Origin of the sequence: Pseudomonas auratipiscis (assembly GCF_036324085.1) — a bacterium.
GTDB classification, from domain to species: Bacteria; Pseudomonadota; Gammaproteobacteria; order Pseudomonadales; family Pseudomonadaceae; genus Aquipseudomonas; species Aquipseudomonas auratipiscis.
The window spans coordinates 39,922-62,498 of the sequence record NZ_JAZDCU010000006.1; the positions used below are offsets into that span (position 1 = coordinate 39,922).

Consider the following 22,577-nt stretch of genomic DNA (forward strand, 5'->3'; position numbering starts at 1 on the left):
GAGCAGCTGTAAGGCCTGAGACCTTACCAGCGCGGCTTGCCGGGTATTCTCAGCGGTGTCAGCACCGTGCGGTGAAGGCATTATAAATGCCTTAATGCACAGCCGTCCCCCGCAATCGGCCACAGAGACGGCAAGCGCGAAGAAGAAAGCGATGCAGTTTTTACCGACAGCAGAAGGCGAGCACTGGCGGAGCGACAGTGATGCAACAGGGCATCTTGCGCAGAAACTCTACCGAAATGAGGGCGGTGGAGTAGCGGGGCGCGTGGGCGGATGTGTCTGCTAGCCACTGACCGCTGAACAGCGCGGAGTTCGCTGAAGCCTAGCCAAAAATGCGTGTTACTCGTACGCCTTAATGGCGGTTCATCTGCTTTGAGGGCGGTGGTGGATCGGCCTGGGCAATTTGCATGAAAATGCCTGAGCGTGAGTCAACCGTAGGCCCTGCAATCTCTAATACAGGGACTTGCCGCCACATGGGTACACGGGCAATTCTCTCTAACTGTCCACGTATGCCTCATCGGACGCCGCCAGCAAATCCTGATGATGGACGTGCAAGTGTGCACATTTTTTTGCACATATTTTCAGCCACTCTACCTCAACAGGTTCGGGACTTTCATCGCTTTCGCATAGGCTTGTCGTAACAGGTTTCTACACATTTTATTGCAGATAATTTTGCACGTTTGTAAGGGCATTCTCCCCACAGCCGAATCCCGGTCAGCGGATCTGCCGGCCCGGTATGGCGGTGAGGCATTCGCCGTGGTGCTTCCGAATACGTCGCCGGGCGGCGCGCGCCTGGAGATGGCAGGCGGGCCGGTAACGCGCTTGGATCTCCAATTGTGGTGGATGATTCGGCCTCTCATTGAGGGATTGAATTGTCATGCGATCCTGGTTCGAGTGAACCTTGCAGGCGTGCCAGTTGTTGCGCTTGGAGACGTAGGAGGCGCAGATCATGACGGTGTGCGAGTAGGTAATACTTGGACTTCTCTCGCAGCTGGGTTATCTCACTCGCCATTTTTTCCCCCTGCTGATGCGCCAGGGTCACGAGAACCGTCTCGGCGGCCAATTGCTGTTGCGCGGAGTTCAACTCACGCTCGAGTTGACGGAGTTGTTGATGCTGGTAGCTCTGCGTACTGGTAGAGCGCTCTAAGTCTCGGTAGAGCTGCGTCAGCTCTTCTTGACGGACGGCGAGTTGTTCACGCAGTCCCCGCACCTCGGCTTGCAGTTGACTGAGCTGCTGATCATGACGTTGTAGTTCCTCTTGGCGTTGCAACTGCTGCTGTTGGCGAAAGTGCTCCAGCGATTCGCGCGCCTGTTGGTGTTTGGCCTCGAACGATCGGATCGTCGTCGCACGCTCTTCGAGGAGCTGCAACTGTTGCCGGCAGGCTTCCTCAAGACGCTGTCGCTCACCCTCCGCCAGTTGCAGTTGGTCAATGAGTCTCTGTTCACGAAGGCGAAGCTGCTGATGTGCCGCTACTTCCGCCGCATGCGCAATCTGCAGCTGCTCGTGGCGCGCCGTATCGACGGCGCGCTGCTGTTGATAGGTCGCTTGTTGGCGTTCCAAACGGGCGCGCTCGACGGCGACCGTCGCCTGCGCTTCATTGGCCAAACGCTCAGCTAGACTTTGCAGGAGCGCCTGCAACTCTTCCGACAGATTCACCTGCGGCGGGTGCGGTTCCGCCACGTCCAGTTCACGCAGGTAGCGAAGGATAGTGGTTTTCGAACCCGTGTGGCCGAGTTCTGCGCGCACGGCCTCGATGCTGGGCGTCAGGCCGCGAGCGAGTAGGGCGTCACGGGCGCGCTGCACGAGCGCTTTGTTGATACCGGCGCGGGCCATGTGTCTGCTCCGATTTTTTCGTACTGTTCAACCATTATGGAAGTACACGTGTACAGACGCCTGATCCTGTGAAAATAATCAGACAAACTGACGTTTGAGAAGCCAAGTTTCTCGAACGTGATAGCGCTTTTAGCGGCTGTTTGGCCGCATTAGAGGTACAGCTGGAGGAGGGCGTGGACACTTCGCCCGATCGCTATCTCCGGGCCGCGCGTCGAGCCAGTACCGAGCGGCGCTATGCCCAGGCCATTGAGCACTTCGAGGCAGAGTGGGGTGGGTTGCTGCCTGCTTCCAGCGAAAGTGTCGTGCGCTATCTCACGCACTATGGTGACCAGCTCACGAGCAGAACCCTCCGCGTGCACCTGGCAGCTTTGGCGCGATGGCATCAGCAGCTAGGTTTTGCCGATCCCACCAAGGCGCCGCGGGTGCGCGATACGTTAAAGGGGATCCAAGCGCTGCACCCCCAACCGGTAAAGCAAGCCGAGGCCTTGGCCTTGAACGAGTTGGAAACCTGTATCACCCGACTCGGTGAAGAATTGGCTGAGTCGACGCCGGCGGTGAGACTGCGCGCTGCGCGTGACCAAGCGCTGATCCTGCTCGGCTTCTGGCGGGCGTTTCGCAGCGATGAGTTGAGTCGGTTGCGGATCGAGCACATCCAGTTGCGCAAGGCACAGGGGTTGGAGCTGTTCTTGCCGAGTAGCAAAAGCGACCGCAGCAATCGCGGTCGGGTAGTCAAAGTTCCGGCACTCAAGCGCTTGTGCCCGGTCGCTGCTTATGAGGTTTGGTTGAATGAAAGTGGGCTCACCGAGGGCGCGCTGTTTCGCTCCATCGATCGCTGGGGACATGTAGGGGAGCATGCGCTCAACGCCAACAGTCTCTCGCGTTTGCTGCGTCAGGTTTTTCTGCGCAGCGGCGTCGACCCGGAAGGGTACTCGGCACACTCGCTGCGCCGAGGCTTCGCCACCTGGGCGAGTGAAAACCAATGGAGCAGTAAAGCCCTCATGGACTACGTCGGGTGGCGCGATGTGCAGACGGCCGCGCGGTATATCGAAGGCAATGCGCCGTTTGGGGAGTGGGCCCGCTGACCGTACGCGTATTCCCATCGCATGTTACGAGCTGCGACTGCCGCAAGCGAGGGATTCACAGGGCGGCGGCTTTCGCCAACTCCCCGTAAATGCGAAGCCCTAATTATCATTTTCCTTGCCGCAGATGTTGGTGATGTATGCTCTGATCCTGTACCGGGTAGGCGAAACGATCCCTGAGGAAATATCGTAGTCGTATGACCAGCTAGCCGCGATGCAGGTCGATCGAGCCAGCGCCCTACGGACTTATAGCTACGCTCGGCGGCCTCATAGCGACTGGCCGGAATTTCCAGTGCATCGACCAACTGAATCAGCATCAGATCCGATTGATGCGTCGGTGCTACCGGGGTGAAGGTTTCCAGCTTCTTGGTCAGGCCTCGAATGGCAATGTCAGCCCGCGCTCGTAGCGGTTAGGGTTTCGCTGCAGGTTATGGATGGTCAGCGAAAGGCTTCCTTTGACCTGAATTCGACCCAGCGCTATGGCACAGGAGACCGGCAGCGATCCAAATACATGAACATGAGCGTTGTGGCCATGATCACGCTCAAGCCTGCTCAACAGTTGCCTGAATGCCGCCATGAAGGCCTTCACGTCAGCGGGGGCCTTAATGATATCGGGGGTGACGTCGCTCGCGGTGAAATGGTAAACCGGTGCTCCCGGAAGAGCGGCTTCGACCAGATCTAGGTGAGTAGGGAAAGACAACTCGAACAACACTGCAATATCGCCGCCCAGCTGTTGAGCGGGGCCAGCTAAGTGCACGTGGCTGAAGACCGGCGTGGGTTGTCTGCGTTCTTCCGGCCAGCACCAGGTTTCAGGGTCTCGATCATATTGATGAATATCGATAGAGATCGTTGGACCAAGCGGTTCTCGACCTGGGTTGATTTCGTCCCAGTTTGGTTGGTACATCATGGCCTTGCGAGTGTCGGGGATGAGGTTGCCCAGCAGGGCCAGTACGGGGATTGGCGCTAACCCAAACAAGCTGAAGTGCTCGACCTCGCTGAGTTTCTTGTGTGCCCCTTCAAGGAGCTTGGCTTCAAGCTTTTGCCGGGTCAGCTTGCTCGCCACTGCCCAGAACGCTGGATCGCTGTCGAGCGTATCGACTTCAAGAAGGGCGAGCAGGTCGATGTGGATGGGGTGGTTAAGCGCCGGGACGAGACCGGCGTTCACGATTGCCATGTTGATGTCATCGATCACCAGCGGTTGCAGTCGTGTTTGCCCCACAGCAGCACTGATATAGACAGCCACACTTTGTGGTTTTTTGGCGAGTTCCATGAGGCGTTGTACCAATACCTCTTGGTCGTGCTTCAGCTTGAGCAGCCACTCTGTAGGAAAGAGCACCTCTCCCCGACGTTTGTCATCAACGATCTTGTGACAATCTCGGCACAGAAGGAGGTGATTTTCCAGTTTGTCAGCCAGAGCTGCAGATTTCTCCTTCGTCCCACGGGTTCCATTGACGGAGGAGGCGGTGATATGAGCATTCTCAGAGAGGTTGTAGGCTCTCCAGCTTAGGCGGTCACGGCTGACATCAATGTTGCATCGTTGGCACCTACCAGCAGCGCGCCCCCACAATAAGCGTTGGTCTCTTTCTCCCAAATCGCCATTGCGACCTTTTTCCTTCGGTTGGGCTGAAGCGGCTTTTTTTGCGGCGGGTGGCTTCGGCGGCTTGCCAGATGCGTCTTCCATTTTTTGTACGCCTGTATCCATATACATGATGGCGCATACTGGCATTCCACATCTTCGGCGAGGAGGTCGCTTCTTGCTCAAAGTTGAAGACTGAAGCAGAGAGGCTGCTATAGGACTCCGAGACCTACGGCCTGCAATGCAGGCCGCTGTATCAGAAGGGATGAGGGCTTAGGATGCTAGGCGTCCCGAGTCGAAATCCTCTTACTTCTTGATGGCAGTGACCTTCGGGTTTGAGTTGTAAACGGCCACGCGCGAATGGCCGCTATCGAAAGCGGCTACTTGGAACGACCGTGCGCCCGACGAAAGCCGCCACATAGTCATCAACACTTCTGGATTCTTGGGTGCCAGGCAATTGCACTATCTGGTACGGGTTTCATGGCTGAATTCGAGCCGTGATGGCGGATAGTGCTGATCAATCAAGTCCGTTAAAGCTTAGCCAGCAGTTGTTTTAGCTTTCTGGTTGCCTCGTGCCCCGAGTACGCGCGACTCAGCAAACCTACGGACATCGTTTTATACATTTCCACTGCTTGGGCTGAAGAGGTCACGCTGGCAATGCCCACGTGCAGATTTGGCAGCTCGCCCAGGCGATAGGGGCTGACCGCTACGTAGCTTGTGGTTTTTTGCTCAAAGATCTGGAACGTAGCGCTGGGAAGGGCTTCGTCGATCAGGTAGATGTTTGGATGGTCGCTGTTTGCATCCACGATGCTGATCAGATTCTCGATCTCTCTTCGTGCTAGCAGCGCACGCTCCATTCGAACGCTCGGCGGCAGGTCCAGGCGGCCTACCAGTCCAATGTGCAGGTACCGTTCGATCTGTCGCAGGCTGACGATCGATTTGACCTGAAATTTCTGGCGGAAGAATGTGGATTTCCGCTCGTCCAGAATGTTGAGGATTTGAGCTTCCATCTCCTCTTGGGCTTCGCTGAACCCGCGAGGCCTCGCCTCAAAAAGCATCGTCTTGAACAGCTCCGAGTACTCAGGGGTCGTCAAAAGGTAGGAAAAAGGGTCGAAGTAGGAAATGATGCTGGTCGACCTGGCCTCCAACTGCCTCATCCGCTCGAAGTAACCCAGGGCATTGTCGAAGTACTCTGTGTCAGATCCGAGCAGGCTGGTCAGAGATACCTTCAAGAGCTCGGCCAGGCGCTCCAAGGTTTCGAGCTTCACAATCTTGCCAAGCTCAAGGCGGTAGACGGCGGCACGGGAGATTCCGAGTTTCTCGGCGACCTGATCGGCATTCAGCTGACGGCCGATTCGGAATGCCCTGAGGCGCTCGCCGATGGCTTGGTAATCAATCTGGTTCACTGAGAATCCTTATCGTTATTCGGTGGATGCGCGCCCGAAAAGATCGGCTTGACGCCGCCATGCCACGAGTGTATCAATATTTAGACAGGCAATGTTGTTCGTCTAAAAAATACAAAAAAAGGTCGGCTAATGTCTACTCAAACCACCCTGCGTCGTTCCGTGCAACTGCGCACCCGAACGCTGCTGTCCGCTCCATCCCGAACAGTACCCCGATCCCCAGGTCTGGTGTTGGCCATCGAGCCTTTCAGCTAGACCAGGCGTTTCACCTTCTGGTTTCACCCCCAACCCTGATTGGAGCTTCTCAATGAAGACGTGTATCAGTGCGCCCCTGTTCGCGCTTTTTTTTACCCCTGCTGTGATGGCAGCCCAGCCTCCCTCCTATAGCGATACCTTCATCGGGTACCGCTACAGCGATCATTTTTCTGACCCGGGTAAGCGAGAAGATATCGGCAAACACATCGTCCAACTCACTCACGTCAGCAGCTATGCCTTGGGGCAGCAGTTCGCGAACCTCGATATCTTCAAGTCGGATCACAATGATCCTCGCAAAGACAGTGACAGTGGAGCCACCGAGATCTACCTGACTTATCGCAACCAGCTTCAGCACGGTCGGATTTTCGATAAGCCTCTGGCATTTGGGCCTGTGAAGGATGTCGCTCTGACTGTCGGGTTCGATTGGAACACCAAGAACAATGCGTTCCAGTCTCGCAAGCGAATGGTGGTCATTGGCCCAACCCTCAAGTTCGCGCTTCCCGCCGGGTTCCTGGACCTCAGCCTCTACTACGCAAGGGAGTGGAACCACTGCGGGCTCGATGCCTGCGACCTGCCGGGCAACCACTCAAGGATGCTTTTCGATCCCTTCTATCAGTTGAATCTGACCTGGGGTGTTCCGTTCGCGGTCGGCAGCGTGCCTATGAAATTCCAAGGCTTTTACAGCTACAACGGTGAGAAAGGGGATGACTACCGAAACAACCCCACCGCTGATGAGCAACTGATGCGTACGTCGTTGATGATCGATGCCGGGCAGCTCGTCGGAGCGCGTAAAAATGTGTTTTGGATTGGGCCAGGATATGAATACTGGCGTAACAAATTCGGTAATCGCAAAGGAGATGGCATCGATGTCGATGCTCTGTCGATCAACCTGGAATGGCACCTCTGAGCTTCCTCAGACCTTGGTACGAACCGCAAGTCTAAATATTTAGACAAATCTCCAAGCTAGCAGTACCCTGTGGGCAGCCCATGAGGTGCGGCCAGACGACGATTTAGCGAGACCATCCGCCCCGTCGTCTAAAAAACTATACAAAAACAAGAGGTAAAGCATGATGGCTTCGTCCGACAAGCTTCAAAAAAAGGATGCGTCGCCCAGGAAAGCTCTGATAGCGAGCGTAACGGGTTATGCGATGGACGGCTTCGACCTACTGATTCTCGGATTCATGTTGCCTGCGATCACCATTGGGCTTGCGCTGACCTCGTCAGAGGCGGGCTCGCTGGTGACCTGGACATTACTGGGAGCGGTGGCAGGTGGACTCATTTTTGGCCAGCTGAGCGACCGCTACGGGCGGGTCCGAATGCTTACGCTGTGCATCCTCACCTTCTCGATCTTTACTGGCCTGTGCGCATTTGCCCAGGGCTACTGGGACTTGCTCATTTACAGAACCCTGGCCGGATTCGGTCTCGGGGGGGAGTTTGGTATTGGTATGGCCCTGATTGCCGAGACCTGGCCCGCTCACCGGCGCAACCGGGCATCCTCCTACGTGGGGATGGGATGGCAGGCTGGCGTTCTCGCCGCGGCACTGCTCACTCCGTTGCTCCTGCCGTACATCGGCTGGCGAGGCATGTTCCTGGTTGGGCTGCTCCCAGCGGTCGTCTCGCTCATTGTCCGTCACACCATGAGCGAACCAGCTGAGTTCGTGAAAGCTGCAGAGAATCCGGTTCCATTTGCTCGGCGGTTCACTGATCTGTTCAAGGACCGGCAAACCAGCAAGGCCAGCATCGGGGTGATGGTTCTGACGTCTGTGCAAAATTTCGGGTACTACGGATTGATGATCTGGATGCCTAGCTACCTGTCCAAGAAATTCGGCTTCTCACTCATGGCATCTGGTACCTGGACCGCAGTCACCGTCCTGGGCATGGCGTTCGGGATCTGGTTGTTCGGCCAACTCGCAGACCGTTTCGGGCGCAAAAAAATCTTCCTGCTCTACCAAGCCGGCGCTGCGTTCATGGTTATCGCGTACGCCAACCTTGATAACCCGACCGTAATGCTGTTCGCCGGCGCGATCATGGGGATTTTCGTAAACGGCATGATTGGTGGCTACGGTGCGCTGATCTCCGATCTCTACCCTGCGCAGATCCGAGCCACTGCCCAGAACGTACTGTTCAACATCGGAAGGGCAGCGGGCGGCTTCGGGCCTTTGGTTGTGGGCGCCATAGCGCTCCACTATTCCTTCTCGGCAGCCATCATGTTACTCGCGTCGCTGTACGTCGTGGCCATGGCCGCTACCGTGTTCCTGCTGCCTCCCTGTCAGAGCGAAGAGCTGAAGAAGGTACAGCCGGCCTTGTGATCGAAGCCGGCTATCAGGCTGTTTCGTGTGATTCGTATCAAAAATTAGACAATATGTTTGAGCTGCAGTACATTCAGCGCACGTAAACACTGAAACACCGCTCCACTCGCCGCCTCCTTGATGAGGCGGCAATTTCTATTGACCATGCTGTATAAAAAATTAGACAAATGCGAGGCCATCCAATGAACGTGATTTCCGGTTGCTGCCAGGCTACTGCCATCACCCCTCCTAACGACACGTTGGCAGTCGTCATTTCCAACGAATGGGTCAACGAGGAGTACAAGCGCCTCGTGCTTCAAGCCGACGGTGCTGCATGTCAGTCGCAGCCGGGGCAGTTCTTCAACCTGTTGTGCCCAAGCGAAGGCGAGCACAAACCTTATTTCCGTCGTCCAATGAGTACCTACAAAGCTGATCCAACCAATGGTCAGGTCGAGTTCTTGTACAAGGTGACCGGGAAAGGCACCTACGGTCTGGAGACGCTTCGCGAATCACAAACTCTGGAGATCCTGGGCCCGCTGGGTAAAGGCTTCGATCTGGAGTCTTCCTGGAACCACATGATCATCGTGGCCCGTGGTGTTGGCTTGGCCACCCTTGCGCCGCTCGCAGAGGCTGCGCATCAACTCGGTATTCGACTGACAGCAGTCCTGAGTGCTCGTAGCGAGAAGAGCCTTCTTTCGCGTGAGCGCTTCGCTTCGCTGGGTGCCGACGTGCAAGTCGTCCTGGACGAAGATGGCAGCAGCTCGCCCGAGCAGCTTGAGCAACTGCTGAGGCAAATCATCGCGCGTGAAGAGACAAACGCACTGTTCACTTGCGGATCCAAGCGGCTGACTCGGTTGCTGAAAAAACTGAGCGCTGAGCTTGGCTTGGTTGGCCAGGTAGCGCTTGAGCAGCAAATGGTTTGCGGTCTGGGCATGTGCCAGTGCTGCGTTGAGGTGTTCGAGGTGGACGGGCTCAAAGTGGGTAAGCGGGTATGTCTTGAAGGTCCCGTTTTTGACCTGGCGGAGGTGGTGTGATGATCGATCTCAGCGTACAAGTCGGCGGGCTGCGCCTGAAAAACCCTGTGATGCCTGCGTCCGGGACGTTTGCGGAAGAACTCACCCACCTGCTGGATTTCAACCAGCTGGGGGCGTTGGTGACGAAGACCATCACCTCGGAAAAGCGCACTGGCAACCCGATGCCGCGCGTATGTGAGCTGGCAGATGGAATGATGAATGCGATCGGAATTCCCAGTAAGGGGGCGGATCTGTTCATCGACAAAGTTGTGCCGTTTTATAGGGGTTTCGACTCGCCATTGATCGTGAGTATCTCGGCCCCAACCGCGCAGGGGTTTGCCGACCTCGCCGCTCGCTTGAGCGATGTTCCCGGTGTCGCCGGTATCGAGGCAAACATTTCCTGCCCGAACCTTGAAGCTCATGGCCAGTCATTTGGTATGCAAGCTGAGAGTACGCGCAGCGTCGTGGCATTGATGCGCCAGGTCACCTCCCTTCCGCTGTGGGTGAAGCTCACCCCTAATGCCGGTGAAGTCGTGCCGGTTGCGCTGGCTGCGCAAGACGCCGGCGCCGACGCTGTAGTCGTGGGGAACACGTTGCTTGGACTGTCCATCGATATCGAACGTGGTCGGGCGAGGCTGGGCAATTTCATGGGTGGCATTTCGGGCGCTGCTATCCGGCCGCTGATGGTTCGCCTGACTTACCAATGCGCGAAAGCCCTGGAAATTCCTGTCATTGGGTGCGGTGGGATCTCCACTGCTGACGATGCCCTGGAGTTCATCTATGCAGGTGCCTCTGCTGTACAGGTGGGTACCGCCACCTTCCTTCACCCTAAAGCCATGAACATCATGGTGGGTGAGCTGGAAGCGTTCTGCCAGCGTAAAGGTGTCGCTTCGATCAGCTCTCTGATCGGTGCTCTTGATGACTCTGCCGCAGAACCGTTTGGAGCATTGCCATGACCGCACAATGGCGTGAACAGGCCGGAAAGCTGTTCAACGACATTGCACTACTGTCTCGCGATCCTGAAGAAGGTATCACCCGAGAAAGCTATGGTCCGGGTGAAAATGACACCATCGCCTACCTGACCGATTTCGCTTTAACGAATGGTCTCGATGTGACCTCGGACCGCGCTGGGAACGTAATCTTCAAGCGCAAGAGCGATAACGGTCAACCTGCCCTGTGGTATGGCTCGCATCTCGACTCCGTTCCCCAGGGCGGCAATTACGACGGGCTTGCAGGAGTGGTGGCTGGGCTTCTCTGCCTTTGCCGGATGGATCAAGAAAAGGCAGAAACCACTCACCCAATCCGTGTCATCGGGTTGCGTGGTGAGGAAAGTGCCTGGTACGGCAAGTCCTACATCGGATCACGTGCGCTGTTCGGTGGTTTGACTGATCAAGACCTGCTCCTGACCAATCGGTTCAGCAAGCGCCCCCTTGGCGAAGCCATGGGGGCGGTAGGTGCCGATGTTGACGCGATTCGCCGCCAGGAGTGGCTGATCGACCGCGCCCAGTTTGCTGGCTACCTTGAAATCCACATCGAGCAAGCGGAGTCGCTGGAGCGAATGGGGCAAGCCTTGGGTGCCGTTCCAGGGATCCGGGGTAATTTCCGCCATAACCAGATTCGCTGCCTGGGTGAAGACGGCCACTCCGGTGCTGTCGCTCGGGAGGACCGTCATGACGCGGTATTTGCGGTGAGTGAACTCGTCGCTCGAATAGATGAGATGTGGAGCGAATACCTTGCGGCCGATCGGGACCTAGTGGTTACCGTCGGTACCCTAGGCACAAATGCTGCGCACCATGCCGTCTCGCGTATTCCTGGCGAGGTCAGTTTCAGTCTCGAAATGCGCAGCCTGCATCACGAAACGCTTGAAGCGTTCCATGCAGCAGCCTTGGCTGAAGCCGAAGCGATCGAGCAGTCACGCCAAGTCCGTTTCGAGTTCGATAAGCGAATCGATACCGCGCCTGCTGCTATGCATGCCCCATGGACAGATGTGTTTGTTCGCCATGCGCGCAATCAAGGCTGGAAGGGCGTTCTCACACCTAGCGGTGCAGGCCATGACGCAGCTGTCTTCGCGAACATGGGCATCCCCAGCGCAATGATCTTCATCCGCAACCAGCATGGGTCACATAACCCCCATGAGGCGATGGTGCTCGATGATTTCCTTGCGGCCACCGAAGTGCTGTATCTCTCAACCTTGGAGCTGACACCATGACTGTGCAACAGAACTCTTGGCTGATCCGCAACGCAACCCTGGTCAACGAAGGACGCAACTGGGTCGCAGATGTCCGGGTGCGAGATGGCCGGATCCATTGTATCGGTGAGTCCCTTGATCAGTTCCCTGGGGAAGAGCTGATCGATGCCACGGGTTTGTGGCTGCTGCCTGGGATGATCGATGATCAAGTTCATTTCCGGGAACCAGGGCTGACCCACAAGGCTGATATCGCCAGCGAGTCGCGTGCATGCGCTGCAGGCGGAATCACCAGTTTCATGGAAATGCCGAACACCAAGCCAGCGGCGCTGGACCGCACGACACTGGAGGCGAAGTACGCAATTGCTGCCGAGTCCAGCGTCGTCAACTACGCCTTCTATATGGGCGCGAGCAACGACAACCTGGAAGCGATCCGTGAGATTGATCCGGCTAGTACACCAGGCCTGAAGGTATTCATGGGGGCTTCGACCGGTAACATGCTGGTCGACAATCCAGAAGTGCTGAACGAAATTTTCCGCGTCTCGCCGGTACCGATCATCACGCATTGTGAAGATACGCCGATGATCAACGCGGAGCTGGAGAAAGCCAAAGCTCGCTTCGGCGACGAGATTCCGGCCCGAGCGCATCCCCTGATTCGTTCACGCGAGGCGTGCATCAAATCTACTCGCCTGGCCATCGAGTTGGCGCGCAAGCACGGTACTCGGCTCCATGTGTTGCACATCTCTACTGCGGAAGAGCTGGAGCTGTTTGAGCCAGGACCCATTGCCGGTAAGCGCATTACCGCTGAGACCTGCGTGCATTTCCTGCACTTCACTGATCACGACTACGACCGGTTGGGCTTCTTGATCAAGTGCAACCCAGCGATCAAGTCTGCCCGTGACCGAGACGCCATCGTAAAGGCGCTGGCTGAAGGCCGCCTGGACGTTTTGGCCACAGATCACGCGCCGCATCTGCTTGAAGAGAAGCAAGGAAATTACAGCCAAGCGCCCTCAGGCATTCCACTCGTTCAATATGCACTCCAAACCGCCCTGGAGCGTGTATTCCAAGGCGAGCTGACTCTCGAACGACTGGTTGAGGTAGTGAGTCATGCGCCGGCTGAGCTGTTCAGGGTGAGCCGCCGTGGTTACCTGCGTGAAGGCTACGCAGCTGACCTGGTTCTTGTTGACCCTCAGCGTCCGCACTATGTGACGAACGACGAGGTGCTTTCTAAGTGCGGTTGGACGCCTTTCGATCAAACCGCATTTTCTTCGAGCATCATCGCGACCTTTGTGAATGGCGCACGTGTGTGGGACGGGAACGCGGTAGATGGTTCGGTACGCGGTCAGCGGCTTTCTTTCACTCCCCACATTGATCGTACTTAGTACGCAGCAATACGAGGTTTAGATAAACATGAACTTTTCAGAAATGGTGCAACGATTCGCTGCCGCTCTCCCAGGCACGGACTCGTTCAAGCACGCCAACACCCATTGCGAAGACATCATCAAAAATGAGCCGTTCCAATCCTGTGCAGCTTTCTTGATTGCCGGATTTTGCCGCACCTACGTGCTCATTTATGAGGACCAGGGTCTGGATGCGGACTTCGCCAGGCGAAACCATCGTCAACTGCTGGAGTACATGAACAAGCTGGACATCGCGTTGGCCACCCAAGACCACACCGTTGTTCACCAAGCGTTGATTGACCTGGTTGAACACTACGCAAAAAGCGATCGAATCTTCTAAGCGCCTCGTTCGCTGCGTAAGGGTGACACGGGTGCCACGCACACCCGTAGCATCCTTGCGCGGCAACGCCTGATAAAAATAAAACAAGTCCGCGCAACCGAATGCTCGGGGCCGGACCCTTCTAGGATGCCGCAATGAGTATCAAAAACGACGCTCTCGAGTACCATGCCCACCCACGTCCAGGGAAACTCAGCGTAGAGCTTTCGAAGCCTACCGCCACCGCCCGTGACCTCTCTTTGGCCTACAGCCCCGGTGTTGCAGAACCCGTGCGTGAGATCGCCCGTGATGCTGAGCTGGCTTACAAATACACCGGAAAGGGTAACCTGGTGGCAGTCATTTCCGACGGTACCGCCATCCTCGGCCTGGGCGACCTGGGCCCACTGGCCTCCAAGCCAGTCATGGAAGGTAAAGGCGTACTGTTCAAGCGTTTCGCCGGTATCGACGTGTTCGACATCGAAGTCGACTCCGAGAGCCCGCAAGCCTTCATCGACACCGTCAAGCGCATCGCCATCACCTTCGGTGGCATCAACCTGGAAGATATCAAGGCACCTGAGTGCTTCGAGATCGAGCGCACCCTGATCGAGCAGTGCGACATTCCGGTGTTCCACGACGACCAGCATGGCACCGCTATCGTGACCGCCGCCGGTATGATCAACGCCCTGGAGATCGCCGGCAAGAAGCTGGAAGACGCGAAGATCGTCTGCTTGGGCGCGGGCGCTGCAGCCATCTCCTGCATGAAGCTGATCATCAGCATGGGAGCGGCCGCTGATAATATCCTCATGATCGATCGTACCGGTGTGATCCACGCCGGCCGTGACGACCTGAACCAGTACAAGGCGCAGTTCGCCCACGCCACCGACAAGCGCACACTGGCCGACGCCCTGGACGGTGCCGACGTGTTCGTTGGCCTGTCCGGCCCAAACCTGCTGAGCCCTGAAGGCCTGAAGTCGATGGCGGCCAACCCGATCGTTTTCGCCTGCTCGAACCCTGATCCGGAAATCAAGCCGGAGCTGGCCCACGAAACCCGCAGCGACGTGATCATGGCCACTGGCCGTTCCGACTACCCGAATCAGGTCAACAACGTACTGGGTTTTCCGTTCATCTTTCGGGGTGCCCTGGACGTTCGCGCCAAGCTCATCAACGAAGAGATGAAGATCGCTGCCGCCATCGCCCTGAAGGACCTTGCCAAGCTGCCGGTGCCGAAGGAAGTGTGCGACGCCTACGGCGTTCAGGCGCTGGAGTTCGGCCGTGAGTACATCATTCCGAAGCCGCTGGACGCTCGCTTGATCACCGTGGTTTCCGATGCCGTGGCGAGCGCCGCGATCGAGTCCGGTGTCGCAACACTGCCATACCCAAGTCACTACCCCCTCTCGTCCGTCGATCAAGTATTTGACGGAAAATAAGCGAGCTCGGTTGAATCAAACTGAGTGGGTGTCCGAGCAGATGGAAAAAGCGTCGTGCTACCTCGGCGACGCTTTCAGATATCCCATCGCTTACATTCCAATTCTTCAGCCTTGAGTTCCTGGCGTAGTCGAACCGTTGTTATTAGTTTTGAATTGATCGAGGAAGTCTTTCGACTTTGAAAGGGCCTGGTAATTGCCCACAGAATTTCAGCTGCACGACTTAAAGAGAACAATAGGGAGTCGATAATGAAATCGAGCGTTAAGGTTCGTATGCTTATTTCAGCCTTTAGCTTACTTTTAGCGCTCGTGTTGGTTGGAGCGTTTCTGTTGCGGCAATTGGATATTTCAAACGACCAGTTCGAGCGGCTCTATGTTGAGGATTTGCAAGTAGTTGATGTCGTGGGGGAGGTCGACGGCCTACTAACCCGAATCAACATCAACATGCTGAGGATGGTCGCGTTCAATGATGAAAAACTCGTAAAGCAATGGAAGCTCGAGAATGAGTTCTCTTTCCAGAAGATCGAACAGCAGTTGGAAACCTTTGTCAGCCACCGTCCAGATGACCCAGACATTCGAGAGCTCATCAGCGGTTATGAAAAGTTTCACGAAGGGATGCTAACTCAGACTGAAGGGATTGTGGCCAAGGACAGCTCTCGCGACAACGAGCGGGTCCGAACAGCGGCCCGCCAAAATGCCAATCTCGTGTTTGGGAAGTTACAGGACATCAGGAACGCCGCTCGTAAGCGGGCTGTGCAGCGATCTGAACAGCAGCAACACGATGCCGAATACGCAAGGATGCTCGCCGTACTGATTGCGCTGATCGGCGGTTCAGTGGCGGGCCTCATCGCATTACTTAACACCCGTAGCATAATGAGAGAAATAGGTGGGGAGCCCAGGGAGGTTGCGGAGATCGCCAGGGCGATTTCGCGTGGTGATTTGCGAGAGGTCGCCAGACGAACATCAGAGAATGATGAAAGCGTCATTGCCGCTGTGGTGTCGATGCAAGCGCAGTTGCGAAATACCCTGCTCCAGATATTGAACTACGCACATCAGCTGGCCAGCGCAGCACAGGAGTTGAACCGCTCAACCGGAGAAAGCACCCATGCGCTGCAGGTGCAGAGCGGCGAAATCGACCAGGTCGCTACTGCGATTACGGAAATGAGCTGCGCAGCAGAAGAGGTTGCGCGCAACGCGGAGTCTACAGCGCAAGTTTCTCAATTGGCTTCTGTCTCGTCTGGAACGGGTATGGAGTCCGTCCGACGTACTGTGGAAGTCGTTGACAGCATGAATAACGGTGTTCAAGAGAGCGGGAGAATCATTGAGGCACTCGCCGGTCGTTCTCACGAGATAGGTAAGGTAGTCGATGTCATCCGGGGACTTGCGGAACAGACCAACTTACTTGCACTCAACGCTGCCATTGAGGCCGCTCGCGCGGGCGAGGCGGGGCGAGGTTTTGCTGTTGTCGCCGACGAGGTGCGCGCACTAGCCCATCGCACCCAAGCCTCAACACAGGAAATCGAAGCGTTGATCGCAGGTGTACAGAATGGCACCCAGCATGCGTTAGACGCCATGCGCACCAGCACCATTCGGGCGGAGGAAACGCTGCAGGTTGCAAAGACCGCCAGCGACGCATTCCACGAGATCAGCGAAGCGGTGAGCAAGATTGAGCAACTGAATCTGGTTATTGCGAGCGCGGCAGGTGAGCAAGCTCATGTTGCCCGAGAGGTGGACCGAAGCGTTGTGAAGGTCAGGGATCTCTCACTCAGATCGACCTCCGAAGCTGCCCGGAATAGCCAAGCGAGCGATGAATTGACACGCTTGGCAGGAAGTTTAAACGAGATAGTGAGGCGTTTTGAGCTTGAGCCCCGAGCTGAGCAGTCGTGAATCGTAATCGATGTTCCTGGCCGCCCTTGGGGCGGCAACTGATCGCCATTGATCTATTTCGCCCTGTAGGCGCGGGTTGTTGCATGGGCGGTGTACGAGATTGCGCTACGCTCCGATGAGCACAGAGCGACTACAACAGGAACATCGATGAAACGGAACGTGCACAAGATGATCATGCCGGATGACCCACTTAGACACTATGCAACCTGAAGAGAAGAACCTGATTATTGGACTTTTTGCCCGCTTGCATGCTGTTGAGGGGCAACCTGCACCGCGTGAACCCTAGGCCGACGAATTGATCAGAGAGCACGTTGCTCGTCAGTCCGCTGCGCCATATTTCATGGCGCAGGCCGCCATCGTGCAGGAAAATGCTATCGAGCAGCTGGACGTTCGCATCAAAGAGCAGGCAGCGGAGATTGAAGCTCTCAAGCGTGCCCAGAACGCCTCACATCAGAACAGTGGCGGCTTCTTGGCAGGCCTGGTTGGCAGTCGTAGCCAACCTCAATCAGTTGAGAGCCGGTCGGCCAGTTCCCTGGCTGGCAATACCGGTGCACAAAGTTCACTTGCCAGCGGGCGTTTCGGACAACAACCAGGTGCAGGACAGCAACTAGAGTTCGTCCAACGCGGTGCGTCGGCGCAAGGTGGCGGCTTCCTTTCGGGCGCCTTGCAAACGGCCGCCGGTGTTGCTGGAGGGATGGTGCTTGGTAACATGTTGATGGGTATGTTCCAAGACGATGGAGTTGATCAACTTTCTAGCCAAGCACCTGCAGAAGAGCCACCAGTGGCGCAGGACGAACCCGCAGCAGATGACTACTATGCTGACGAGGGCTTCTTCGGTGACGGGGAGGACGACGAGTTTGTTTGATTTCGCAAAATGAGCTAAACATGCCGGTCTTAATGATCGGCATGTTTTTTACTCGTCCAAACGTTTCCAATGTTCGTCAAATTGAAGCAGGGAACGCCTATTAGGGATGGTCTGAAGTAGCCCTGCATTTCCGGTCGACTTCAGCCTCCGCCGATTTTGAACGCGGCAAACTGATCAAAAACGATCAGATCACCCGCTCATTCCTGTGTTTTTAGCCGCCGCGTGCACCTCGTTGCGGCCATTTCCCACATTACAGGTGCACCTCTCCTGCATTCGTCAGCAAATGTCGGCGCGCCATCCACAGGTTCGACAGGGCAAACAATGTCACCAGCTGCGCCGTATTCTTCGCCAGGCCACGGAAGCGTGTCTTCACATAACCGAACTGGCGCTTGATCACCCGGAACGGGTGCTCGACCTTGGCGCGCAGCTGGGCCTTGGCCTTCTCGATCTTGCGCTTGGCTTTGTACAGTGCGCTGCGCTTACTCAGCTTCTTGTGCGTACTGCGGCGGGCCGCGATCTGCCAGATCACCTCCCGGCCTTCATGTTCCGGGCGCTTCTCGACGCCGGTGTAACCCGCGTAGGCACCCACCATGTTTTCCTCTCCGTGCAGCAGTTTGTCGACCTGGGTATGAGGTGTGGGATGACTTGAATGCTTCCTCCAAGGCAGGATTGATGCAATAGCCTTGGAATGAGCGGAAGAGTTCTGCGGCTCCACGCACGTATTGCAAAGCGCTCTCAATGCAGATCCATCGACGCTGATTCTCCTCAACTGCCCGGCCGGCCATGCCCCGGCCAGAAAAGATGTCAGCGACCAAGTCGCCGGGCTCTGTCAGGAACTTGATGAAGAAATCAGGCACTGCAAAGGGCCAGCCGGCACCATGTTGAGTCAGGCCCATGCCGGTTAAGACCCTTCTGTGTTCCCGGCCGCGGGCACAGGAGTGGCCGATCTGCAGTGTGTTTTTTGGGATGGCGCCATTGGTGATTCCGCCAAAACTTCCCGGGCGGAGCCGATAGCTCGATCATGTTGATATCGGGGTTGTTGGCCAGAAAGGCCCGGGCGTCTTCAAGGGCTGCAAACTTCATCGTTCTCTCACTTGCGCCACGCGGGCGCGTAGGTCCAGGGCCACACTGCAACGCCGGACGATGGCTCGAGTGGCAATGGCAGTGCTATTTTGGAAAGGCGAGGTTTGACGCGATGGGTTTGCGTTCAGACTGGCAAGGCAGTGTCCGGCGGTCGCTTTATTACGCCGCCGATATCGAGTTACAGCGATTACTTTCCGGTTTTAATGGTGGTCCACGCCCGCGTCATGTTGCGTTGGACTTTGGCGGGAAGATCGGGGAAGGCATAAAGTTTTTTCATCACCTCTGACGACGGATAAACGCTCGGATCGCTGCGCATCGATTCAACCACCAGTTCAGTCGATGCAGCGTTGCCGTTCGGGTAGCCCACCTCATTGCTGATTCCCGCGATCACCTCAGGCTTCATCAGAAAGTTGATGAACTGAAGCGAGCCTTCGGTATTGGCGGCATCTTTCGGTATGGCGACTGTGTCGATGAATGCACCCGCGCCTTCTTTGGGGATGCTGTACAGCACCTTTACACCATTTTTCGCCTCCACCGCGCGGGCTCTGGCTTGGTAAATATCACCGGAGTAACCGACAGCCACGCAAATATTGCCGTTGGCGAGGTCGCCGATATATTTCGATGAGTGGAAGTAGGTAATCGAAGGTCGCACTTTGTTGAACAAGTCCACTGCTGCTTGCAGCTCTTGGGGGACCTGGCTATTGGGGTTGTATCCGAGGTAAAGCAAGGCTGCCGGCAGCATCTCGGTGGGTGAGTCGAGCACACTCACGCCACAGCTTTTCAGCTTGGCCAGATTTTCTGGTTTGAATATCAGATCCCAGGAATCCACCGGTACATCGCTACTCAGTACCGCTTTGACTTTATCGACGTTGTAGCCGATACCAACCGTGCCCCACAGGTAAGGGATGGCGTACTGATTGCCCGGGTCGCTGGTCTCAAGAATCCTCAAGACTTCCGGATCGAGGTTCTTCCAGTTAGGCAGCTTGGATTTATCCAGCCGCTGGTAGATGCCGGCCCGGATTTGTTTGGCCAGAAACGCGTTGGCCGGCACTACGGTGTCATAACCCGACTTACCTGCCAGTAACTTGGCCTCCAGTACTTCGCTGCTGTCATAGAGATCGTAAACAACCTTGATCCCCGTCTCCTTGGTGAAGTCTTCCAGGGTATGGGGACCGATGTAATCGGACCAGTTGTAAATATGCAGCTCCCTTGGATCGGCCTGCACGCCCGCGCAACCCGTGGCCCATAACGCTGCACACAACAGACTTTTGGAGATTTTTTTCATTTGGTACTCCTAGTTTGATTGCGACAAAACATGCGATGGACAGAAAGCAACAACGCTTGGCAAAAACGCGACCCTCTTTGAGTGTTCGCGAATGAGCAACACACGGTTCCGCCTATTGAGTGGCTGACCTGTTTGAATCGGGGAGCAGGACCATTAGGCGTGGCTCATCACGTGTTTTATGCGGCTGTATGAGTCCAGCGCCAGTACCGATAAAACATTGCCGTAGCCCGATGCTTTTTCGCCGCCAAAGGACATTTGCGTCGCCACGACGCTGTGGCAATTGATCCACACCGTGCCCGTATCAATGAGCTTTGGCAGCCGTAACGCGCGACTGTGGTCGCGGGTCCAGACCGACGCGGCAAGACCAAAGGGCACGGCATTGGCAAGCTGGATGGCGTGCTGTTCCGTATTGAACGCTTGCACGGTAATGACGGGACCGAAGACCTCCTCCTGCACCACTTCATCATCGTGCTGCACATCAATGACGACCGTCGGCTCATAGAAAAAACCGCTGCCTTCACGGATCTTCCCGCCAGCACGGACACGGGCATGCGCCGGCAGGTTCTGGATAAATCCGGCGACGCGCGCCAATTGCGCCGGGCCATTGAGAGGATCTGGCTCATAGGCATTCGCGCGCTCAACCAACAGCTCAATAAAACGCTCGTAACACTGCTCGGCGACCAAGACACGGCATGCCGCGGTGCAATGCTGCCCCGCGTTGTAGAAAGCCGCGCCGGTAATACCGTCGGCGGCGAGTTGCAGATCCGCATCCGCAAAGACGATGGCCGGGGTTATTCCACCCAGTTCCAAATGCAGGCGTTTGAGTGTCGCGGCTGCATCCATCGCTATCTGCTTGGCCGCCATACTGCTGCCTGCGACACAGACCAACGCTGGACGTGGATGGCGTACCAGCGCACGGTCGGTCTCATGGTTCCCGTAAACGATGTTGACCACCCCTCTGGGCAACACCTTGGCGCACAATTCCACCAGAATCTCCGCGCTCGATGGAGTGGTTTCTGCGGGTTTCAGCACCACGGTATTGCCCATCGCCAAGGCCGGTGCAAGTCTGGATACGGCCGTTGCAAAGGGGTAATCCCAAGGTGCGATGAGTGCGCAGACACCTAGTGGTTCAAGCAACGCATAGGACAGGTACCCCGGCACATACTCACCCGCACCAGGGCTCAACAGCGCGCGCGCCGCACCGGCCATGAAGCGCAGTTCATTGATGGCCGCAGGAATTTCTGCGCTGAGCACCTGCTCTTGGGTTTTGCCGGTGTTGCACACCTCAGCATCGGCGATTTCTTCAGCGTGGTTACTGATCTCATTTGCCAATGCAAGCAAACAGTCATGTCGCATTTGAGGCGTACTCTTGCTCCAACCGGCAAACGCTTTGTGGGCAGCTTTAACTGCACTGTTTACTGCAGCCTCGTCGTCGATAAGCACTCGGCCGCATTCGTCGCCGGTGCGCGGATCTAGCAGGCGGGTGTAGTTTCTCATTCGAATTCATCCATCAATAAGAGAGTGATGCGTTCACCCAACACAGCTGTCGCCAGTGCGGTGGTGCCACGGTGGTCGATCACTCCCGTGGTCAATGGCAATCCGTTCAGAGCTTATGTCGCGCCGCATACAGGCAGATCATTTCCATCGCCAGCGCAGCAGCCGCCAGCGATGTGATCTCTGCATGGTCGTAGGCCGGTGCAACCTCGACCACGTCCATGCCAATCACATTAATTCCGCGCAGCCCGCGCAAAATCTCGAGGGCATGGAAGGAAGAAAGCCCACCGCATACCGGCGTGCCGGTGCCGGGTGCAAACGCTGGGTCCAGACAATCAATATCGAATGTCAGGTACACAGGGTGGTCACCGACACGCTCACGAATCGTGCGAGCAATAATTTGCGAGCTTGTGGTGTTGGCTTGCCGTGCGTCCACCACCTGAAATCCCATCGATTCATCGTTGGTCATACGCTGGCCGATCTGGATCGACCTGGATGGATCAACCAGCCCTTCCCGTACTGCGTGATAAAACATGGAACCGTGATCTATACGCTGGTCCTCACCATCGGACTCAGTGTCATGGTGAGCGTCGAAATGGATCATGGACAAGGGACCATGTTTAGCGGCATGGGCTTGCAGTAAGGGGTAACTGATGAAGTGATCGCCCCCCAGCGTCAACATCGCAGCTCCGGCCGCCAAAATGTGATCGGCATGGGCTTTAATCTTCGCGGGCGTTTCCTGAGGTGAGCCATAGTCGAAGGAGCAATCACCATAGTCGATGCACGCCAACACATCGAATGGGTCAAAGTCCCAAGGCCAATGGCGCACCCAGGCAGATTGCACCGAGGCTTCACGAATCGACCTGGGACCGAAGCGACTACCAGGCCGGTTGCTGGTCGCGGTGTCGAAGGGGACTCCGCTGATCACCAGATCCACTCCACGCAGGTCACGGCTATAGCGCCGGCGCATAAAACTCGTAATACCGCTAAAGGTTGCTTCAGCCTCCGTGCCGTAAAGACTCGTGCGGGTCATTGCCAGATCGTTAAGGTCGCTGGTTACCACTGTCATGGGATGAACTCTCTAAATTATTGTTTGAGCTTGACCACCCCCCCGATTGTTAAGATTGCCTACCGGATAATCCATCTATATAAATTGCCTTAACTGAAGACAAAAAAACTAAACAGTTGAGTCC

General features: G+C 56.3%; 17 protein-coding genes and 3 pseudogenes. 12 read left to right on the forward strand and 8 right to left on the reverse strand.

What is annotated here, in order from left to right; all coding sequences use genetic code 11:
- Positions 1–853: 853 nt before the first annotated feature.
- Complete coding sequence (locus V0R60_RS10170) at positions 854–1,831, reverse strand: DNA-binding protein (protein WP_330079589.1); 978 nt, start codon at positions 1,829–1,831, stop codon at positions 854–856.
- Positions 1,832–2,004: 173 nt separating this feature from the next.
- Here V0R60_RS10170 and V0R60_RS10175 point away from each other — a divergent pair, with 173 nt between their 5' ends.
- Positions 2,005–2,913 (forward strand): site-specific integrase, encoded by a 909-nt coding sequence (locus V0R60_RS10175; protein ID WP_330079590.1) that lies wholly within the window; start codon positions 2,005–2,007, stop codon positions 2,911–2,913.
- A 367-nt stretch (positions 2,914–3,280) separates the two neighbouring features.
- On the opposite strand, the gene V0R60_RS10180 is transcribed toward V0R60_RS10175, so the two are convergent.
- On the reverse strand, positions 3,281–4,618 hold the full coding sequence (locus V0R60_RS10180; protein WP_330079591.1) for an SAVED domain-containing protein: 1,338 nt from the start codon (positions 4,616–4,618) through the stop codon (positions 3,281–3,283).
- A gap of 398 nt (positions 4,619–5,016) precedes the next feature.
- A complete protein-coding gene (locus V0R60_RS10185) occupies positions 5,017–5,892 on the reverse strand; it encodes a helix-turn-helix domain-containing protein (protein WP_330079592.1) in 876 nt (291 codons plus the stop codon).
- A gap of 304 nt (positions 5,893–6,196) precedes the next feature.
- Here V0R60_RS10185 and V0R60_RS10190 point away from each other — a divergent pair, with 304 nt between their 5' ends.
- The 11 genes and pseudogenes from V0R60_RS10190 (at position 6,197) to V0R60_RS10235 (ending at position 17,522) form a co-directional block, all read left to right on the forward strand.
- The gene (locus tag V0R60_RS10190) at positions 6,197–7,051 is read left to right on the forward strand and encodes a hypothetical protein (RefSeq protein WP_330079593.1); all 855 of its coding nucleotides are present in this window, start codon (positions 6,197–6,199) and stop codon (positions 7,049–7,051) included.
- Positions 7,052–7,211: 160 nt separating this feature from the next.
- Positions 7,212–8,453 carry an MFS transporter gene (locus tag V0R60_RS10195; protein WP_330079594.1) on the forward strand — a complete coding sequence of 414 codons (1,242 nt, stop codon included), beginning with the start codon at positions 7,212–7,214 and terminating at the stop codon, positions 8,451–8,453.
- 182 nt (positions 8,454–8,635) lie between these two features.
- Complete coding sequence (locus tag V0R60_RS10200; RefSeq protein WP_330079595.1) at positions 8,636–9,466, forward strand: dihydroorotate dehydrogenase electron transfer subunit; 831 nt, start codon at positions 8,636–8,638, stop codon at positions 9,464–9,466.
- Positions 9,466–10,401, forward strand: a complete 936-nt coding sequence (locus V0R60_RS10205) for a dihydroorotate dehydrogenase (RefSeq protein ID WP_330079596.1) — start codon at positions 9,466–9,468, stop codon at positions 10,399–10,401. The genes V0R60_RS10200 and V0R60_RS10205 overlap by 1 nt, the downstream gene beginning before the upstream one ends.
- The gene (locus V0R60_RS10210; RefSeq protein WP_330079597.1) at positions 10,398–11,654 is read left to right on the forward strand and encodes a Zn-dependent hydrolase; all 1,257 of its coding nucleotides are present in this window, start codon (positions 10,398–10,400) and stop codon (positions 11,652–11,654) included. Before V0R60_RS10205 ends, V0R60_RS10210 begins: the two co-directional genes overlap by 4 nt.
- Positions 11,651–13,012: a dihydroorotase gene (locus tag V0R60_RS10215; RefSeq protein ID WP_330079598.1), complete on the forward strand. Its 1,362-nt coding sequence runs from the start codon at positions 11,651–11,653 to the stop codon at positions 13,010–13,012. Before V0R60_RS10210 ends, V0R60_RS10215 begins: the two co-directional genes overlap by 4 nt.
- Before the next feature lie 28 nt (positions 13,013–13,040).
- Positions 13,041–13,370 carry a hypothetical protein gene (locus V0R60_RS10220; RefSeq protein ID WP_330079599.1) on the forward strand — a complete coding sequence of 110 codons (330 nt, stop codon included), beginning with the start codon at positions 13,041–13,043 and terminating at the stop codon, positions 13,368–13,370.
- Positions 13,371–13,504: 134 nt separating this feature from the next.
- Positions 13,505–14,773: a malic enzyme-like NAD(P)-binding protein gene (locus tag V0R60_RS10225; RefSeq protein ID WP_330079600.1), complete on the forward strand. Its 1,269-nt coding sequence runs from the start codon at positions 13,505–13,507 to the stop codon at positions 14,771–14,773.
- 246 nt (positions 14,774–15,019) lie between these two features.
- A pseudogene (locus tag V0R60_RS26960) lies at positions 15,020–15,535 on the forward strand (MCP four helix bundle domain-containing protein); the annotation flags it as partial.
- A 552-nt stretch (positions 15,536–16,087) separates the two neighbouring features.
- A pseudogene (locus V0R60_RS26965) lies at positions 16,088–16,657 on the forward strand (methyl-accepting chemotaxis protein); the annotation flags it as partial.
- 295 nt (positions 16,658–16,952) lie between these two features.
- Positions 16,953–17,522 (forward strand): DUF2076 domain-containing protein, encoded by a 570-nt coding sequence (locus V0R60_RS10235; RefSeq protein WP_330079602.1) that lies wholly within the window; start codon positions 16,953–16,955, stop codon positions 17,520–17,522.
- A 250-nt stretch (positions 17,523–17,772) separates the two neighbouring features.
- On the opposite strand, the pseudogene V0R60_RS10240 reads toward V0R60_RS10235, so the two are convergent.
- The 5 genes and pseudogenes from V0R60_RS10240 to speB all read right to left on the reverse strand — a co-directional run.
- Positions 17,773–18,150 (reverse strand): annotated as a pseudogene (locus V0R60_RS10240) (transposase); the annotation flags it as partial.
- The gene (locus tag V0R60_RS10245) at positions 18,062–18,418 is read right to left on the reverse strand and encodes a DNA methyltransferase (protein ID WP_330079603.1); all 357 of its coding nucleotides are present in this window, start codon (positions 18,416–18,418) and stop codon (positions 18,062–18,064) included. The pseudogene V0R60_RS10240 and the gene V0R60_RS10245, both read right to left, overlap by 89 nt.
- A 374-nt stretch (positions 18,419–18,792) precedes the next feature.
- Positions 18,793–19,890 carry a polyamine ABC transporter substrate-binding protein gene (locus V0R60_RS10250; protein ID WP_330079604.1) on the reverse strand — a complete coding sequence of 366 codons (1,098 nt, stop codon included), beginning with the start codon at positions 19,888–19,890 and terminating at the stop codon, positions 18,793–18,795.
- Between the two features lie 153 nt (positions 19,891–20,043).
- Positions 20,044–21,387, reverse strand: a complete 1,344-nt coding sequence (locus tag V0R60_RS10255; protein ID WP_330079605.1) for an aldehyde dehydrogenase family protein — start codon at positions 21,385–21,387, stop codon at positions 20,044–20,046.
- A 106-nt stretch (positions 21,388–21,493) separates the two neighbouring features.
- Positions 21,494–22,453, reverse strand: coding sequence for an agmatinase (gene speB / locus V0R60_RS10260; protein WP_330079606.1), 960 nt, complete (start codon positions 22,451–22,453; stop codon positions 21,494–21,496).
- Positions 22,454–22,577 lie beyond the last annotated feature (124 nt).

What these genes read in the sequence shown, in the direction of transcription:
- V0R60_RS10170 (WP_330079589.1), bottom strand. Translation starts at nt 1,831, where the DNA reads ATGGCCCGCGCCGGTATCAACAAAGCGCTCGTGCAGCGCGCCCGTGAC.
- V0R60_RS10180 (WP_330079591.1), bottom strand. Translation starts at nt 4,618, where the DNA reads ATGTATATGGATACAGGCGTACAAAAAATGGAAGACGCATCTGGCAAG.
- V0R60_RS10190 (WP_330079593.1), top strand. Translation starts at nt 6,197, where the DNA reads ATGAAGACGTGTATCAGTGCGCCCCTGTTCGCGCTTTTTTTTACCCCT.
- V0R60_RS10195 (WP_330079594.1), top strand. Translation starts at nt 7,212, where the DNA reads ATGATGGCTTCGTCCGACAAGCTTCAAAAAAAGGATGCGTCGCCCAGG.
- V0R60_RS10200 (WP_330079595.1), top strand. Translation starts at nt 8,636, where the DNA reads ATGAACGTGATTTCCGGTTGCTGCCAGGCTACTGCCATCACCCCTCCT.
- V0R60_RS10205 (WP_330079596.1), top strand. Translation starts at nt 9,466, where the DNA reads ATGATCGATCTCAGCGTACAAGTCGGCGGGCTGCGCCTGAAAAACCCT.
- V0R60_RS10210 (WP_330079597.1), top strand. Translation starts at nt 10,398, where the DNA reads ATGACCGCACAATGGCGTGAACAGGCCGGAAAGCTGTTCAACGACATT.
- V0R60_RS10215 (WP_330079598.1), top strand. Translation starts at nt 11,651, where the DNA reads ATGACTGTGCAACAGAACTCTTGGCTGATCCGCAACGCAACCCTGGTC.
- V0R60_RS10220 (WP_330079599.1), top strand. Translation starts at nt 13,041, where the DNA reads ATGAACTTTTCAGAAATGGTGCAACGATTCGCTGCCGCTCTCCCAGGC.
- V0R60_RS10225 (WP_330079600.1), top strand. Translation starts at nt 13,505, where the DNA reads ATGAGTATCAAAAACGACGCTCTCGAGTACCATGCCCACCCACGTCCA.
- V0R60_RS10245 (WP_330079603.1), bottom strand. Translation starts at nt 18,418, where the DNA reads ATGGGCCTGACTCAACATGGTGCCGGCTGGCCCTTTGCAGTGCCTGAT.
- V0R60_RS10250 (WP_330079604.1), bottom strand. Translation starts at nt 19,890, where the DNA reads ATGAAAAAAATCTCCAAAAGTCTGTTGTGTGCAGCGTTATGGGCCACG.
- V0R60_RS10255 (WP_330079605.1), bottom strand. Translation starts at nt 21,387, where the DNA reads ATGAGAAACTACACCCGCCTGCTAGATCCGCGCACCGGCGACGAATGC.
- speB (WP_330079606.1), bottom strand. Translation starts at nt 22,453, where the DNA reads ATGACAGTGGTAACCAGCGACCTTAACGATCTGGCAATGACCCGCACG.